Genomic DNA, 16744 nt, shown 5'->3' with positions numbered 1-16744 from the left:
TACAAATAGTTCCCTTCTAATTTTGAATTGCAAATATACAGATAAACTAAACGCAAAAAAGCCACGCAATGCGTGGCTTGGTTGGATAAAGCTAAACTTTTACAAGGTCAATTATAAGTACTGACCTAATGCTTTAACTTGGTCTAACATGCGGTTTGAGAAACCCCACTCATTGTCGTACCAAGCCATTACTTTAACTAGTTTGCCATTGGCTTTAGTTTGCGTTGCATCAAAGATAGACGACGCTGGGTTATGGTTAAAGTCGATAGAAACAAGCGGAAGCTCGTTATATTCTAAAATACTCTTCATTGAACCCGTTGATGCTTCTTTCATGATTGCATTGATTTCTTCTGCAGTCGTATCACGCTTAGTGATAAACGTAAAATCAACTAAAGAAACATTGATTGTAGGTACACGTACCGACATACCATCTAATTTACCAGCAAGTTCTGGTAATACTAAACCAACAGCTGCCGCAGCACCTGTTTTTGTTGGGATCATAGATTGAGTTGCACTACGCGCACGGTATAAATCTGGGTGGTAAACGTCAGATAAGTTTTGATCGTTGGTGTAAGCGTGAATAGTCGTCATGCTACCTTGCTCAATACCTACTGTGTCGTTAATTGCTTTTGCAATTGGCGCTAAACAGTTAGTAGTACAAGAAGCGTTAGAAATGATATTGCTGTCAGCATTAATTACGTCGCTGTTTACACCATGCACTACTGTTGCATCTAAACCAGTACCTGGAGCAGATACGATTACTTTTTTAGCGCCTGCAGTAATGTGCTTAGCAGCGTCATCACGTTTAGTGAAAAAACCAGTACATTCTAAAACGATATCTACGTTTAGCTCTTTCCACGGTAAGTTTGCAGGGTCACGCTCTTGCGTTAACGTAATTACGTCATCCCCAATTAGCATAGTGTTGTTTTCAAGTGTTACTTTTTTTGAAAATTGACCATGAACAGAGTCATATTGCGTTAAATGGGCATTTACGTTAGCTGGTGCTAAATCGTTAATTGCTACAATTTTAATTTCGCTGTTTTGAGCTGACTCATAAAGTGCACGTAAAACATTTCTACCGATACGGCCGTACCCGTTAATTGCTACATTAATCATTTTAGACTCCTATTTAAGTTCACTTGCTTGGCGAGCAAGCGCTTCAATTGCTTGCCAGTCTTTATTTTCAATTAGTTGTTTATCTAGCATCCACGTACCACCAACACAAATAACGTTGTTAAGCGCTAAATAATTAGGAGCAGTTGCTAGGCTAATGCCGCCAGTTGGGCAAAAAGTAATATGTGGTAATGGGCCACCGATTGATTTAAGCATAGCTGTTCCGCCTGCAGCTTCTGCTGGGAAGAATTTTAAATACTTAAAACCATGCGACGCAAGTTGCATAACTTCACTTGCAGTTGCAGCGCCTGGTAAAAATGGTATATCTGATGTTTTAGCTAAAGCAATAAGCTCATCACTAACACCTGGACTCACCATAAAATCAGCACCAGCGGCAACCGAAAGATCAAAACTTGCCTTATCTACTACCGTACCAGTACCTACATAGGCTTCAGGTACTTCTGCTTTCATTAGCTTTACAGCTTCTGCAGCAATGGGTGTACGTAGTGTTATTTCTAAGGCTTTTAAGCCACCGTTGTATAAAGCTCTTGCAAGTGGTGCTGCATCTTCTAATTTTTCGATTACAACCACTGGCACTACGGGTGCCGATGCTAAGATTTTTTCAATACTCATTACTTGTTCCTCATTACCCAGTATGGCTAATATTTATTCAAGCCCAAAAGCACTCGCGCCTAAATCGGCACTGCTTACGATATTTCTAAATCCAGTAAATAATTCACGACCTGTACCAAATGTTGCACTTGGCAGGCTAAGCTCTGCTTCACGCTTAGCAAGTTCTTCGTCGCTAACGTGTACTTTTAATATTCCGTTTGGCGCATCAAGCGTCACTAAATCGCCTTCTCGGATTTTAGCAATAATGCCGCCTTCTACTGCCTCTGGTGCTAAGTGAATAGCAGCAGGTACTTTACCTGATGCACCCGACATACGACCGTCAGTAACAATGGCTACTTTAAAGCCTTCATCTTGAAGCGTTGCCATTACTGGCGTTAACTTGTGTAGCTCTGGCATACCTTTCGCTTTAGGGCCTTGCTCTTTTAGCACGGCAATAAAGTCTTGGTTTAATTCGCCACGAGTGTATGCATCTTGCAGAGCACTTTGTGAACTAAATACTTTTGCAGGAGCAGTAACGGTTTGATGTTCTTCAGCAACAGCTGACACTTTGATAACAGCTTTACCTAAGTTGCCAGTTAGAAGTTGCAGACCACCTTGCTTACTAAATGGGTTACTCACTGGGCGAAGTACTTCTTCATCGTGCGAGTTTGCTGGGCAATCTACCCATTTAACTTTAGTTGGGCCAGTTGAGTCGCTCATGATCAAGCTATCGTCTTTATCCAAACGAGGCTCTGTCATATATGGTGCTAAACCATCGCCAAGCATTGTTTTAACGTCTGTATGTAAGTAACCAGCGCTTGCTAGTTCTCGCATTAAGAAACCCATACCGCCTGCTGCTTGAAAGTGGTTTACATCAGCTGAGCCGTTAGGGTAAATACGTGTAAGAAGTGGTACAACTTCTGATAAGTCAGACATATCTTTCCACGTAACCTGAATGCCGGCAGCTTTTGCTATCGCAACAATATGGATTGCATGATTAGTAGAACCACCTGTAGAAAGCAGGCCTACTAAACCGTTTATAATCGTTTTTTCGCTGATCACATCGGCTAAACACGGGCTTTCTTTATCATCTATAAGCTGCTTAAGCATTGTCTCTACAGCATTACCTGTAAGGCCATCGCGAAGCTCAGTGTAAGGGTTAATAAACGAGCTACCTGGAAGGTGTAAGCCCATTATTTCCATCAACATTTGGTTTGAATTGGCAGTACCGTAGAACGTACATGTACCAGCGCTGTGATAAGACGCACTTTCAGCTTCGAGTAAGTCTTCGCGGCTCACTAAACCTTGTGCAAACTTTTGGCGAATACGTGCTTTTTCTTTATTCGGAATACCTGATTGCATTGGACCTGCTGGTAAAAAGAACACAGGTAAATGACCAAACGACAATGCACCAATTAATAAACCCGGGACGATTTTGTCGCAAACGCCTAAACAAAAAACGCCATCAAACACATCGTGCGAAAGGGAAATTGCCGTAGACATAGCAATTACATCGCGAGAAAAAAGTGAAAGTTCCATGCCGTCACGCCCTTGCGTAACACCATCACACATTGCAGGCACGCCACCAGCAACTTGAGCTGTAGCATCGTATTTTGTTGCAATGTCTTTAATTAAATCTGGGTAGTCTTTGTATGGCACATGAGCCGATAACATGTCGTTGTATGAGTTGATAATAGCAAGATTTGGTTGCTCATCAGCCTTTAAGCGCGCTTTGTCATCACTGCTACATGCAGCCATAACATGGGCTATATTTCCGCAACCTAAACCGGCACGAACTCTTGTTTGTTTTTTTGCGTGCGAAATGCGATCTAAATAATCTTGACGGGTATTTTTACTGCGTTCGATAACGCGCTGGGTAACTTCTTGAATACGAGGATGTAACATAATTTAACTCATCTCTATTAGTTAGAGGATAAAGGCTCAGTAGCAACTACAGACTCCACGTAAATAACTGTACTGAGCATCTTTGATTTACCCGTTCAAAGGTACGCTACCAGGGAGCCTCTCACAACAACCCTGACACCGGTGTCACTGTATTAACGCATAGCAATGACACCGGTGTCAACCCCGGGTAACAAAAATAGTTTAATATTTTAACATGACCGAATAATGACCTAATTGATTTTTAGGCACAAACCATGTTTTAGCAAGTTCAGAGTAAAAAAAGCCCGAATAAGCGTCACTCATATTCGGGCTACTGTGAAAGTGTTTTAAACTCACTATTTTATTGCTGAGGTAGACTCGCGTGTAATCAAGCGCGACTCAAGCGTTACCTGATACGGCTGCTCTTGTGGTTGAGCTATGTGTGAAATAAGTTGCGTTACGGCTTGTTTAGTCATTTCTTCAACGGGCTGTGCAATCGTTGTTAACCCAGGCCAGATATGACGTGCAATGGGCGCATTATCAAACCCAGCTATTGAAATGTCATCAGGCACTTTTAATTGGCGCTGAGTTGCTAATTTAAGTACGGCAGCCGCCATGTAATCGTTTGATGCAAATACAGCGGTTGGCCTAGGGGATAAATCTAATATGCTGCGTGCACTATCTACACCTGAGTGATAACTAAAGTTACCCTCCTCGACTAAGCGCTCATCAAATTCTATACCATGGCTTGCAAGTGAACGCCTGTAACCTTTAAAACGTTGTTGCGTGGCACTGTGATCCGGGTGCCCTTTAATAAAGGCTATAGATTTATGACCGAGGTTAATTAAATGCTCGGTAATCTCAAATGCGCCTTGCTCGTCGTTACTACGCACTGAAATTGAATCATCTTGTAGTAAAGCTGAAGCAACTCTTGCATAAGGAATTTTTTTAGATTTTAAAAAAGAAGCAAGCTCAGCAAAATCACCAAAAGGAGGTGTTAGCACAATGCCATCTAATCGAGAAGTTTGTAGTAATTGCTCAATATTATTTATAAGTGCTTCACCACGAAACTCACAAGGGTGTATCAATAAATTATAGTTGTTTTCTTTACACGCTTCTAAGGCGCCCGTTTGCACTCGGGTAATATAACTTTTACTTGGGTTATCGTATAAACAGCCAATAATAAAGCTACGATTTTGAGCAAGACCTCGTGCAATTGGATTTGGGGTGTAATCAAGCTCTTTAAATACCGCAAGCACCTTTTCTCGGGTGGCGGCACTTACATTAGGCTCATTGTTTAACACGCGTGAGACGGTTTTTTTAGAAACCCCTGCATGGCTTGCTACACTATTTATGGTTACTTTTTTCATCTGTCCATTATCCAAATACAACCTGTAAGACCAAAGCCCTATTTGCTATTGTGTAAACACGCAGCAGCGCCAATAAGCGGTATGTTGTCTTGTGTTACGAGTGTTACAGGGATTTGTCCTGCGTACTGCGACATAATACCCTTTTGCGAAAATCGTTCAACAAAACGACTCTCAAGAAGTCTCGCTTGCATACGAGGTAGTATTCCACCGCCAATAAATAATCCACCTAACGCGCCATAAACAACCGCTAAATCACCGGCAACACTGCCAATCCAATCACAAAACTGGTTTAAGGTTGCATCACACACATCACATTCACCACTATTTGCAAGGCTGCTAATTTGTGCGGCATCTAAATTTTTAGCTGTTACACCCTTAACCGCAGACATTGCTTTGTATAAATGCGTTATGCCAGGACCTGAAAAAACTGTTTCGATAGAAACATGGGGATGATCTTTACGTAACTCATTTAATAATAAAGTATCGAGTTCATTAACAGGTGCAAGTGATATATGCCCCCCTTCTGAACTTAGCACTGCGGTAGATTGAGACGTTCTAACTAAGCACGCGGCACCAAAACCAGTACCTGGACCTATAACACCAATGTTTGCGTTATCATCAGCTTGACCTGATTTAACAATGACATTTTGTTTAGGATCTAAGTAAGGGGCAGCGTAAGCAAAGGCAGCAAAATCATTAATGACTTCAAGTTGTTGTAAATCAAAATGAGTTTTAAATTCACTGACGCTAAAATGCCAACCTAAATTGGTTAAATGCACTTGCCCGGCTTTTATTGGCCCTGCAACGGCTAAACATGCGCGTTTGGGTGCAATATGTGGGACGGTTTGTAAATATTGCTCGAGCGCACTTTCAAGAGAACCAAAATTGGCACTAGGAAAAATATTAATGTGCTCTATTATAAATTGGTTAGTCTGTTCATTAAAAGCAGTTATTAAAGCAAAGCGGGCATTAGTGCCGCCGACATCAGCAACTAAGATGGGATCAAATTGGGCAGAAGCGTTTGGGCTCATAGTATTATCTCTTTTGTTAAGCGACTCATGCTTATTATTTTACAATGGTGTACCATTGTTATTTATACTTTGAGCTATCACCTCAAAGTAGCTATCACAGTAAAAAATGCTGCCTATAAAGATATAGACAGCGAATACGTTTTGACAACAAAATGATAAAACACTGACATTATGACACCGGTGTCAGGAATTTATCAATAAAAATATACGTTAATTCACAAAAAGCTTGAAATTATTCATCAATAAACGAAAATGACACAATTATTTATCAATTTAATTAAGTTGTAACAATGAAAGGTAAAGCTACCTCATTTGATATTGCCCACTATGCAGGGGTATCTCAATCGACTGTATCTCGCGCTTTACGTAACAGCCACCTTGTTAATGAAGAAACACGCAAGCGTGTTTTCGATATAGCCAAAAAGCTTAATTATAAAGTTGATAAAAATGCGAGTAACCTTCGCACTCAACAAAGTAGTACGCTTGCATTATTGTTGTTTGAAGATCCTACTTCTGACGAGTCCCAAATAAATCCTTTCTTTTTAGCCATGCTTGGCAGTATTACCCGTGCTTGCGCTAAAGAAGGTTACGATTTATTAGTTTCATTTCAATCGGCCAGTGCTGATTGGCAAGCAGACTATGAAGATAGCCACAGAGCTGATGGCATTATTTTACTCGGGTATGGCGATTACATTGATTACCAACCAAAATTTAACACCTTACTTGAACAAAATACTAAGTTTGTTTGCTGGGGTGCAACGGTAGATAACCGTCCCGATTTAACTGTTTGTTGTGATAACTACGGTGGCGGTAAGCTCGCCGCTGAGCACTTTATTGCGCATAGCAGAACTGATTGCGCTTTTATTGGTGACGCCTCTGATCACAGCCCCGAATTTTTTAGTCGTTTTCAGGGTTTTAAAGATGAGCTATTGGCTAACAACGTTAAAATAAATGAACGTAAAATGGCTAATGCTATCTCTACTGAAGAATCTGGCTATCACGCAACACGCTCACTAATTGCTAATAATATTAAATTTAACGCCTTATTTGCTGCAAGTGACTTAATTGCTATTGGGGCTATACGCGCACTTAAAGAAGCAAATATCAACGTGCCGAAAGATGTTGCGGTAGTCGGCTTTGATAATATAGCCATTGCAAGTTATGTAAACCCCCCCCTAACTACAATAGAACAAAACACCACTATTGCTGGGCAAATGTTAGTAGAGAACCTATTAAAACTGATACGTGGTGAAGAAGTTCAAAGCACCCTGTTGCCTCCTATTCTCATTCCTAGAAGTTCAAGCTGAGCCGGGCTGATAAAATAAAGTAGAATTTATAAACGGTTTTAATTGGAAGTTACAACGACACTAATTTATTCAGTATATTTTTATCTATTCATTTCACTTTTCTTTCTGATCTATTCATATCTCATAAAAATACAAAATTTAGATATAAAAAAAGCCTCTAACGAGGCTTTAATTAAACAACTTTTAACTCATACTAACAAGTTATTAAAAATCGTAAGACGCAGATAATTGAATTCTACGAGGAGACTGGTAAGACTGAGCTAAACCAAACGTAGCATTTCCATCGCCAGCAGCTATTTCTGCAGCTTCGTCGTAACGAGTTTCAGTAGAAGCATCAAATACGTTAAATACATCCATAGCTAAACGAACTTTCTGATCGTTAAAGCGAAGGTTATAAGTAAAGTTAAGATCTAAGCGTGCTGTCCATGGTGTAGTACCCATGCTGCCACGAGGGAAACGTTTGTCACCTACATAGTAAGTATCACCATATTGGTATTGATCAGGATCTGGAGTATAACCTTGACCTAAAGCAGTCCAAGGACGTCCAGATGCGATATTAACATTAGCACCGATCAAGAAGTCTTCTGTAACAGCAAAAGCACCATAAATTTTAATGTTATGACGACGATCTGCAGGTAGATTACCATTAGCACCATCCATTAAATAAGGGTAATCCCAATCTTGCGTAAGACCTGCATCATCTTGACCATTATCAGATTTAACAAAACCTTCTGTATTACCATAGTTGTGAGACCATGTGTATAGCGCTTTTAAAGACCAAACCTGATCCCATGTTTTCTCTAATGTTAAATCAACTGATGCATATTTACGCTTAGCATCCGGATAACCTAACTCTTCTGCACTAAAGCTATATTCTTCAGTGGTGCCGTCACCATCAAGATCGAAATTGAAAGTAGCGCCATTACCAGGGTTAAATAAGAACCAGTTTTCACCTAAATATTCACCATTTTCATCACTAAAGATATAAGAACCATCATCAATTTGATTACCTAAAACACGGTAAGTAGCCTTGACTCCCCAAGACCAATCATCATTAATTGCTGCTTGATAACCAATCATATACTCATCGTTATACATAGGTTCAAGATCTTTATCAGATAAGGTATTTGATGGTTTTGCAGTACCGTCACCACCATTAGAAATAGCAGGTTCACCTAGCTGAGTACCTAAACCAACAGGGGTACCGTCAGCATTTAACCCTTCATAGGCGTACCAAGTTTGGATATACGTTTCTGCACCAGCTAAACGAATATTTGTATTAGCTGCTACTGGTAGATAATAACGACCAGCAGTGAAGAACAACTTACTATCGCCATCTCCATTAATATCCCAAGAACCACCTATACGAGGAGCAATTTGGTTATCAATAGAAACAAACTCTTCGCCATCTGCATTGTAGTTAGTAAAGCTATCATTACGGAGGCCTAATGTTAATGTTAAATCTTCAGTAACTGACCATTGATCTTCAATATAAATAGCCCAGTTTTCTACTTCAAACGAACCGCCATTTTTATAATCGCGTACACGTGTTGTCTTCATTTCTTCAGGTAAGACATAACCATTAGCCAGCCTTGCGCCTTCTTCATATGTACGATAATAGTAGTAAACGCCACCAGAGTTTTGTGTTGTTGAATCAGCTGTATTAGTTTCAGAATCATAGCCAAATCTTAACGTGTGCTCATCGTTTAGGTAGTAATCAAAGTCAACTCGCAATTGCTCGCGTTTATCTTCATTTTCACCAACGGTAAAGTTTACATAACATGTAGTATCCTCACCCAAATCGGCATCATAACCTGTAGGACAATCATCGAAGTCTGAGTAATCAGTTTCTGAAAACTTAACTTGGCCAAACATTGCTGACATACTTAGATCATCTGTAAGGTTACCAGTATAGCGAACTGCAAAACTTTCTCCGCCTCGCTTATGATAAGCTGTGCCACCATCTACAGTATAATTACCATTTCCTTGAGGATCTGAAATTGTTTTTTCTGAATAAGTGCGTTTGTCACTAAAGCCCCAAAGCATTAGTTGATGATCTTCGTTAATATTCCAGTCAAAGCGTGCTAGGTAATATGGGTCATCATCTTTTTCAACTGTTAAATCTGTTTGAGATGCATTACCATATTCGTAGTCATTATCTCTTGCAGTGTAAATACCATAGAAAAATAATGTATCTTCAATTATCGCACCTGAAGCATAAATACTTGTTTCAAATGAGTTGTCATAGTCGTCTTGGTTATTAACATATAAATCACCAATACAATGCCCATCAGCGTCTTCACAACGATCATTTTGTTTATAAAGTGAATTAGGAGCTTGCTCACTTAATGAGTCAGACGAATAAATCGTTTCAACACCAAAGTGAAAATCATTAGAACCAGATTTAGTAACTGATGAGATTAATCCACCGGTAGTACGCCCAAACTCTGCAGAATAACCACCCGTTTTAACTTGGAAGCTATCGTACGCGGTGAAAGGGATTGTTGCGCCACCAAGACCATTTCGGAAATTAGTCATATTTAGACCATTCACGTAATAAGCATTTTCAGCTACAGAAGCACCACCAAATGAAGCTTGGTCGCCAAAACGACTGTCCCCTTCAGTTGCGCCAGGCGCAAGCAATGCAACTGAAGTTACAGAGCGAGATATAGGTAAAAGTTCTAGTTCTTCAGAGCTAATATTGAGTGAAGATTCTGATGCAGAAACATCTATCGCACGAATAGAACCACCGACAACTGCAATTCTTTCGATATTACCTGTAGTTAGTGGAATTTCAATAAGAGCTGTTTTACCAACTCCTATTACTACATCTTTAACTTGAGCTTGGTCAAAACCAGCTTGTGAAACTACTATATTATACTTGCCTACCGGTACCTGTTTTAGATCGAACTCGCCGTTAGAACCTGCAATAAGCGTTTTTGAATAACCTTTAGTGTCATCTGTTATTGTTATTGTTGCACCCGCTAGCGAAACACCTGACTGAGCCGTTAAGCTACCTTTTATAGCGCCGTTAACGTTATCTGCCATTGCAGGCATTGCCGCACTTAACGTCATTGCAACTGCTGCAGCAGTAAATGAGCGTTTAAATGTCTTAGAAAAATTATGGTTCATCTTGATTTATCCCTAGATAATTAAATTATTATTTTTTATGTATTACATTATTTAAATTCACATAAAAATTACTTATATAAATTAAATAACACCTCTTAACCTACAAGAGAAACAAATTAATAACACAATAAAAATAAACTTGCCAACAAAATGCGATAGCGGTTAACCATGGATATATCAATAGAAACAATGGATTAACAAAAGCAAATAGCACGAACAGAAAATCAGGACAATGAACACAAAATTAACACCAATAACTATTCACGGAGACAATGAGCCAAACACAACAACAACCCTGTCATTTGTAAGTTTAGGGGCCTGAAACAGTAAAAAAAGATAAAGCCTATACGCCAAAACGCGATTTATAACTAATTATTATATTGGCTGAGCTGCATAAATATTCACACAACACTTTTTTCAATTAGGAACCATTGCATAAAACGAAACTAAATTAAGAGAAAAAAAGTTCCTAATTAGGAACTTTTTTTGTGTGATTTTAAGACAACTAATTAAGTGACTCGCCAACCACTGGATAATAATCCCATACTTGTTTATCACTGAGTGAGCGTACAAGCTTAATGTATTCTGCATGTGTCCATGCAAGTGGCGTTGCTGAGTTTGTGCCCTCGCCTAACGCATGACCAGCTTTATTTACACCTACACCATCCCATACTTGCTCTGGTAGCATTAGCCCTTTATTGGCAAATTGCTCCAAACCTTTAACATAACTATTTTTAATTTGCGCTTGTTTAGCATCATCAAAGGCGTTGTTTGCGTTAGCTGCTGCTATTTCATAGTGGCCACGTTCACCTGTGAAAAACGGCCATACACGACCACGTTGGCCTGGTGTATTACTGCCACCCTCGGCATAGTTTGTGCCCGTTACTTCATCTTCGCCGTAGCCATCATTACCATAGCGGCGGTAGCCTGCAAATGTGCCGCTGCCGTCGTCAAAGCTAAAGCTGTATTTAACTTGTAGGTTATCTTCTAGTGTTTCGTCATCGTACTCAGGTAGTGTTTTAACGATGCTTTCATCATTTGCACCGCGTACGCCATACCGTACTAGCTCTAAAAAACCGCCATCTAAAATTTGCTTTTTATTAAACCCTTCGCGGCCATTATTAGCGTTAATTTTAGTGTTTGAGTTTGCATCGGTATCTTGGCCTATACGAATAAAGTATTCGCCATCGCTATTCTCGCCTTTTAAGTTACCTTTAGTGGTAAACATTTGCGATTCAATATCGCTGCTGTATTTTTTAGCTGTATCTAAGTAGCGCTTTGCGTTTGTATCATCGCCACTTAGTGTTGCAATATCACTGGCTGTAATAAGGCCAGCTACTATTGCTGCAGTAGTCGAAGGCGAATAACCGCTTTGCTCTTCCCAACGCTCTTGTTGGGTTGCCGGTGGTGTAATTTGCGTGTCGTTCCATAAAATTTTAGTAAGGCCGCCATCAACCAAAAAATCAGCCGCGGGTTTTAACATTTTTCCGTACCAGCTTTTTAGCTCTTCATCACTAAGTACATTGGCTTTATGTAACTTCCAAGCAAGCATAATAGGCATAGCTGTTTGGTCAAGCTGTACGCCGACCCATTCAAGCTCACCATCTACGTGCGTTTTTTGTAAAAACCAGCCTGTATCGCCTTTATTACCTGGTGTTTTGCTATTTACTTGCACTTTTTCAAGGTATTCAAACGCTGTTTTTGCTGTGGCTGTATCGCCGAGTGCCATAAAGGCCATGGCTACTTGATAAAAGTCGCGCACCCATACTGCTTTATAGCCAGTAGAGCCCTCTTTGGCTGAAACAGTTTCGCCCCATGGATTAGATAGAGAAGCAATTAATGCCCCTGCGTGTGTTTTATCTTCTTGTGCTTTTAGAACCATGGCGCTGGTGTATAAAAGCTTACCGTTATCGGCTGTTTGTTCAATCATTTTATTGAGCGGTTTGAGACTTTGTAGGTAATCTTCCCAGCCTAGCGCTTCACCTTTACCGTTATAGTGATCAAGCACCGCTTGGTACCCTTTTGCTAAGCTTTTTTCGCCTTGCTTTATACTTTGCTGCTGCGTTTTACCAAAACTAAGTGCTAAATCAAAGGTGGTATTCGCGCTTATGTCGCCAAGCTCTGCAAGCATGCTTACATTACCTGCTGTATCGCCGGTATTTGTGTATTGTGTATTTATAGATTGCGTAGTTTTAAGTGCGTTAATACCATCGCTTTCACCGGTAAAGCCCACTGTTTTATCTTTAAATGAGGTCGCTGATTGAAGTGATAAATAGTTATCGTCTTCCCATGCGACAAGGCCTTGCTCAGTCGTTTTAGCGAAGTCACCTAGCCCGTTATTATTAATATACGGATTAACAGACACATATGCTTTTAGCCCTTCAAGCTCAGTGTTAAATACACTGCGTACAAATAATGTTTGCCCATCTGGGTCAGTAAAAATGTGTTTTTCTAGGCTAAAGCGCCCTTGTTTATCAGTGCTAGTTACTTTGTAGGCAAGCGATAACGGGCGACCTTGTGCATCTTTATGTAAGTAATCAATGGTGACATCTAAATCATCAGCTTCACTAACGGTAAAGTCTTTACCTGTTACTATAAATTGCATGTCTTTTATTTGAGCTTGGTGAATAAGCCCAAACATGGTTTCGGTGATCATACCTTTAGCAATTGAAAACCACACCTTAGATACATCGCCCGTTGCAGCTGAATCACTGTATTGGCCGTTTTGGTATTGCTCGTATGACGTGCCAATACCTGTTTTACCCGCATAAGCCCAAAAAGGCTCTGTGCCTGGGGCGCCTGGTGCTGATGTAACCTGTGCTGTGGTACTTTCGTTAGTTGTGCTTGTGTTTTGAGCGCCGCAAGCGGTTAAACCTAACGTTAAAAGTGAGGCGGTTATAAGGTTATATTTTTTCATTGTGTGTCCTTAATTTGAATTTTTAACGCGCATTAGCGCAACGGCAGCGACAACGAACGAGGCTGCACCAATTAACAATGCGTAAATAGGCTGATTAGAAAATACGTGGCGTAAAATGAGCCCTAAAATGCTGGCGGCAAGTAACTGAGGTATAACTATAAAAAAATTAAAAATACCCATGTAAACGCCCATTTTATTACTTGGCAGTGCGTTACTTAGCATGGCGTAAGGCAGCGATAAAATAGACGCCCACGCAAACCCCACCCCAATCATAGGTATAAGTAACATCTTAGGGTCTTGAATAAACATAAAGCTGCCAAGGCCTAATGCGCCCAGCAATAAATTAAAAAAATGCGCGCCTTTTAAGCCCATTTTTTTAACTAAAAACGGAATACACATAGCGGCAATAGCTGCAAAGCCATTGTAGGCGGCAAATAAAATACCCACCCAGTCTGCACCATCGTTAAATGCTTTAGAGGTTGCATCGCTACTACCATAATGAAAGCTTGTTACTGCTGCGGTGGTATAAATCCACATGGCAAATAAAGTAAACCAGCTAAAAAACTGCACCCATGCAAGCTGCTTCATGGCTTCTGGCATTGTAAATACATCTTGTACTACTTGGTAAAAACCACCTTGAGTTTTGTTAGCACTTTTAAGCGCTGCTGCAATCCACTGCACAATACCAAACGCTAATAAACCACCAGCTAATAGGTATAATTCTTTTTCAAGCGATAAGCCCATTACTAATGCAAGGGTTGCTAAACCCAGCACTACAAAAATAATGGCGCCTTTATTAAAGTTAATATCAACCAGTTTGCTGGTAGTTGGTTGAGCGCTTTGCTTTTCAAAAGCCGCTAATTGCTCTGGGCTATACTCTTTAGTACGTGCAACGGTCCAAAGCACAGTAACAAGTAGCACCACCCCACCCCAATAAAATGAGTATTTAACAGACTCTGGAATTTGCCCTGGGGCTGCGGTATTACTTACATCAAACCAGTTGGTCATCATCCATGGTAATGCTGAGGCTAGTACCGCACCAATACCAATAAAAAAGCTTTGTAACCCGTAACCTGTAGCCCGTTGTTTTTCTGGCAAGTTATCCCCAACAAGTGCTCTAAACGGTTCCATGGTTACGTTGATTGACGCATCCATTATCCATAACATACCAGCGGCAATCCAAAGCGTTGGTGAATGCGGCATAATAAATAGTGAAAGCGTTGTTAACACTGCGCCTATAAAAAAGAACGGACGGCGGCGACCAAAGCGCCCCCACGTTTTATCGCTCCAGTAACCAATAATAGGCTGTACGATTAAGCCAGTAAGAGGGGCTGCAACCCATAGAATGGGAATATCATCAACTTGTGCGCCTAATGTTTGAAATATTCGGCTCACATTGCCGTTTTGTAGTGCAAAGCCAAATTGAATACCTAAAAAACCAAAGCACATATTCCATATTTGCCAAAAACTCAGGTTTGGTTTGTTGCTGTCATAATTATTATTTTGATTATTCATGATTAGCCTTATTAGTTAAAACTGCGCTGCTAAATGCATCAAGTGTGAGTGTGAAGCTTGCGCCTTGAGACCCTGATGTGATCTCGGTGCTGTGCTGCTCAAGTAAGTCATGCAATTGAGTGTGTTCGCTAAGTACCGCTAATTGCACTTTTGATAAATTAACCGTAATTGTCTGAGGTTGTTCACTAAAGTTACTTAATACGTACAGCGTTTGTTGGCCAAGTTTGCGCATAAAGCCAACAACTCGCTCGCTTCCTGTTACATTAAGCTCTGTCATTTCACCCCCAACCACAGCAGGTAAACTATTAAGTGACATAATGGCTTTATAGTAATCACGGAGTGCTACTTGTTCTTTTGTTAAATTAGCACCGTCAAACTTGCCGTTATTCATCCACGCTTGATGCGCCGGTACACCAATGTAATCAAAAATACTGGTGCGTGTAGCTGTACCAAATCCTGCGTTTTCTGAGCCATCTTCTCCCACATCTTGACCAAAATATAATAACGTGGGTGCGCGGCTCATTAAGTTAGAAACCACCATAGACGGTTTACCCCACGCAGCGTTACCTGCAAAATCAGGGCTCGCGATGCGTTGTTCGTCATGATTTTCTAAAAAGTGCAGCATGTGCGCTTCAATATCAGTAACTTGGCTTTGGGCAGCAAAAATAGCATTAGCAGCTTGCTTACCCTGCATAATGGCTTTTAGCGTGTCGTAAAAGCCCACTTTATCGTAAAGGTAGTCCATTTTACCTTGGTGAATATACGCACGGTACATTAGCGGGTTATACACTTCGGCTAACAAAAAGGCGTCGCTTTTTTGCATTTTTATCGACGAATTTAAAAAACTCCAAAACTCTACTGGCACCATTTCGGCCATGTCGTATCTAAAGCCATCAACGCCTTTATCGAGCCAAAAAAGTGCTATGTCTCTAAATTTGTACCAGCTGTTAGGAAGCTCTTTATCTTGCCAAAATGCATAATGAGCACGGTAGTCTTTATTTTTGTATTCACTTGGCAATTGAACAAAGTCGTAGCTGCCATCAGGCTTTACGCCATAATTAACTTTTACTGTTTCGTACCAATCGTTTATATCGGGTTTTGCTGCACGGGCACCATTACCTGTCCATTTAGCGGGCGTTTCATCAAAAAAGCCATCCGCTAATGGGTGTTCATTACCCCCTAATACTTTATACTCTGGCGATGTTGGCACCTGAAAAGACTGCCCTGGTACGTAGTAAAAGTTATTATTTTTATCGTACGCTTTAGTGGTGTCGTCTTGTGCGCCAAAGTCTTTAACGCCTTTAGGTTTGCCAAGGGATTGGTAATTTCGTGCTACATGGTTAGGCACTATATCAATAATGACTTTCATGCCATGGTTATGTGTACGCTCAATAAGTGCGCCAAATTCATCCATTCGCTGAGTAACATTAACTGCTAAATCAGGATTTACATCGTAGTAATCCTTAATTGCGTACGGTGAACCTGCACGGCCCTTTACTACATCGGGGTCATCTTGCGAAATGCCGTAGTCGGTATAATCGCCTACTAACGCATGGTGTAACACACCGGTATACCAAACGTGCGTGGTACCTAGCTCTTTAATGCCTTTTATGGCTGCATCGTTAAAGTCGGCAAATTTACCTACACCATTTTGCTCTTTAGTGCCCCATGGCACATTGGCTGTTTCCGTATTACCAAACAAACGGGTAAATACTTGATATACAACCGGCTTGGTAAGCTCATTTTGTGTGTGTGCAGGCGCTTGCGGTTGCTCAGGTTTGTTATTTTCTGAACACCCTGTAGCAATAAGTGCACTACAAAGTACTGCGGGTACATAAACTGATTTTTTCATTGTGTGTCTTT

At 40.5% G+C, this 16744-nt stretch carries 10 protein-coding genes; 1 reads left to right on the top strand and 9 read right to left on the bottom strand.

The window, feature by feature from the left end; all coding sequences use genetic code 11:
- Positions 1 to 111: 111 nt before the first annotated feature.
- From gap to glk, 5 genes are all read right to left on the bottom strand, one after another.
- On the bottom strand, positions 112 to 1116 hold the full coding sequence (gene gap, locus H5088_RS00105) for a type I glyceraldehyde-3-phosphate dehydrogenase (protein WP_002959757.1): 1005 nt from the start codon (positions 1114 to 1116) through the stop codon (positions 112 to 114).
- Between the two features lie 9 nt (positions 1117 to 1125).
- Entirely contained in the window at positions 1126 to 1746 is a 621-nt protein-coding gene (eda, locus tag H5088_RS00100; protein WP_002959756.1) for a bifunctional 4-hydroxy-2-oxoglutarate aldolase/2-dehydro-3-deoxy-phosphogluconate aldolase, read from the bottom strand.
- Positions 1747 to 1779: 33 nt separating this feature from the next.
- Positions 1780 to 3630, bottom strand: a complete 1851-nt coding sequence (edd, locus tag H5088_RS00095) for a phosphogluconate dehydratase (protein ID WP_182751924.1) — start codon at positions 3628 to 3630, stop codon at positions 1780 to 1782.
- A 335-nt stretch (positions 3631 to 3965) separates the two neighbouring features.
- Positions 3966 to 4979, bottom strand: coding sequence for a LacI family DNA-binding transcriptional regulator (locus H5088_RS00090; RefSeq protein ID WP_002959752.1), 1014 nt, complete (start codon positions 4977 to 4979; stop codon positions 3966 to 3968).
- Positions 4980 to 5017: 38 nt separating this feature from the next.
- Complete coding sequence (gene glk / locus H5088_RS00085; protein WP_002959751.1) at positions 5018 to 6010, bottom strand: glucokinase; 993 nt, start codon at positions 6008 to 6010, stop codon at positions 5018 to 5020.
- 290 nt (positions 6011 to 6300) lie between these two features.
- Between glk and H5088_RS00080 the strand changes: the two genes are divergently transcribed.
- The gene (locus tag H5088_RS00080) at positions 6301 to 7317 is read left to right on the top strand and encodes a LacI family DNA-binding transcriptional regulator (RefSeq protein WP_024603984.1); all 1017 of its coding nucleotides are present in this window, start codon (positions 6301 to 6303) and stop codon (positions 7315 to 7317) included.
- 204 nt (positions 7318 to 7521) lie between these two features.
- On the opposite strand, the gene H5088_RS00075 is transcribed toward H5088_RS00080, so the two are convergent.
- From H5088_RS00075 to H5088_RS00060, 4 genes are all read right to left on the bottom strand, one after another.
- Positions 7522 to 10449: a TonB-dependent receptor gene (locus H5088_RS00075; RefSeq protein WP_182751923.1), complete on the bottom strand. Its 2928-nt coding sequence runs from the start codon at positions 10447 to 10449 to the stop codon at positions 7522 to 7524.
- Positions 10450 to 10954: 505 nt separating this feature from the next.
- A complete protein-coding gene (locus tag H5088_RS00070) occupies positions 10955 to 13366 on the bottom strand; it encodes a glycoside hydrolase family 15 protein (RefSeq protein ID WP_182751922.1) in 2412 nt (803 codons plus the stop codon).
- Between the two features lie 9 nt (positions 13367 to 13375).
- Entirely contained in the window at positions 13376 to 14881 is a 1506-nt protein-coding gene (locus H5088_RS00065) for an MFS transporter (RefSeq protein ID WP_182751921.1), read from the bottom strand.
- Complete coding sequence (locus tag H5088_RS00060; RefSeq protein ID WP_182751920.1) at positions 14874 to 16733, bottom strand: alpha-amylase family glycosyl hydrolase; 1860 nt, start codon at positions 16731 to 16733, stop codon at positions 14874 to 14876. The genes H5088_RS00065 and H5088_RS00060 overlap by 8 nt, the downstream gene beginning before the upstream one ends.
- Positions 16734 to 16744: the final 11 nt, after the last annotated feature.

Source organism: Pseudoalteromonas sp. SR43-3 (genome assembly GCF_014163875.1).
Lineage (GTDB): Bacteria > Pseudomonadota > Gammaproteobacteria > Enterobacterales > Alteromonadaceae > Pseudoalteromonas > Pseudoalteromonas distincta.
Note: the sequence above shows the minus strand (reverse complement) of the source record. Positions and strands in the feature narration are given on the sequence as shown.

What these genes read in the sequence shown, in the direction of transcription:
- eda (WP_002959756.1), bottom strand. Translation starts at nt 1,746, where the DNA reads ATGAGTATTGAAAAAATCTTAGCATCGGCACCCGTAGTGCCAGTGGTT.
- H5088_RS00080 (WP_024603984.1), top strand. Translation starts at nt 6,301, where the DNA reads ATGAAAGGTAAAGCTACCTCATTTGATATTGCCCACTATGCAGGGGTA.
- edd (WP_182751924.1), bottom strand. Translation starts at nt 3,630, where the DNA reads ATGTTACATCCTCGTATTCAAGAAGTTACCCAGCGCGTTATCGAACGC.
- H5088_RS00070 (WP_182751922.1), bottom strand. Translation starts at nt 13,366, where the DNA reads ATGAAAAAATATAACCTTATAACCGCCTCACTTTTAACGTTAGGTTTA.
- glk (WP_002959751.1), bottom strand. Translation starts at nt 6,010, where the DNA reads ATGAGCCCAAACGCTTCTGCCCAATTTGATCCCATCTTAGTTGCTGAT.
- H5088_RS00065 (WP_182751921.1), bottom strand. Translation starts at nt 14,881, where the DNA reads ATGAATAATCAAAATAATAATTATGACAGCAACAAACCAAACCTGAGT.
- H5088_RS00075 (WP_182751923.1), bottom strand. Translation starts at nt 10,449, where the DNA reads ATGAACCATAATTTTTCTAAGACATTTAAACGCTCATTTACTGCTGCA.
- H5088_RS00060 (WP_182751920.1), bottom strand. Translation starts at nt 16,733, where the DNA reads ATGAAAAAATCAGTTTATGTACCCGCAGTACTTTGTAGTGCACTTATT.
- gap (WP_002959757.1), bottom strand. Translation starts at nt 1,116, where the DNA reads ATGATTAATGTAGCAATTAACGGGTACGGCCGTATCGGTAGAAATGTT.
- H5088_RS00090 (WP_002959752.1), bottom strand. Translation starts at nt 4,979, where the DNA reads ATGAAAAAAGTAACCATAAATAGTGTAGCAAGCCATGCAGGGGTTTCT.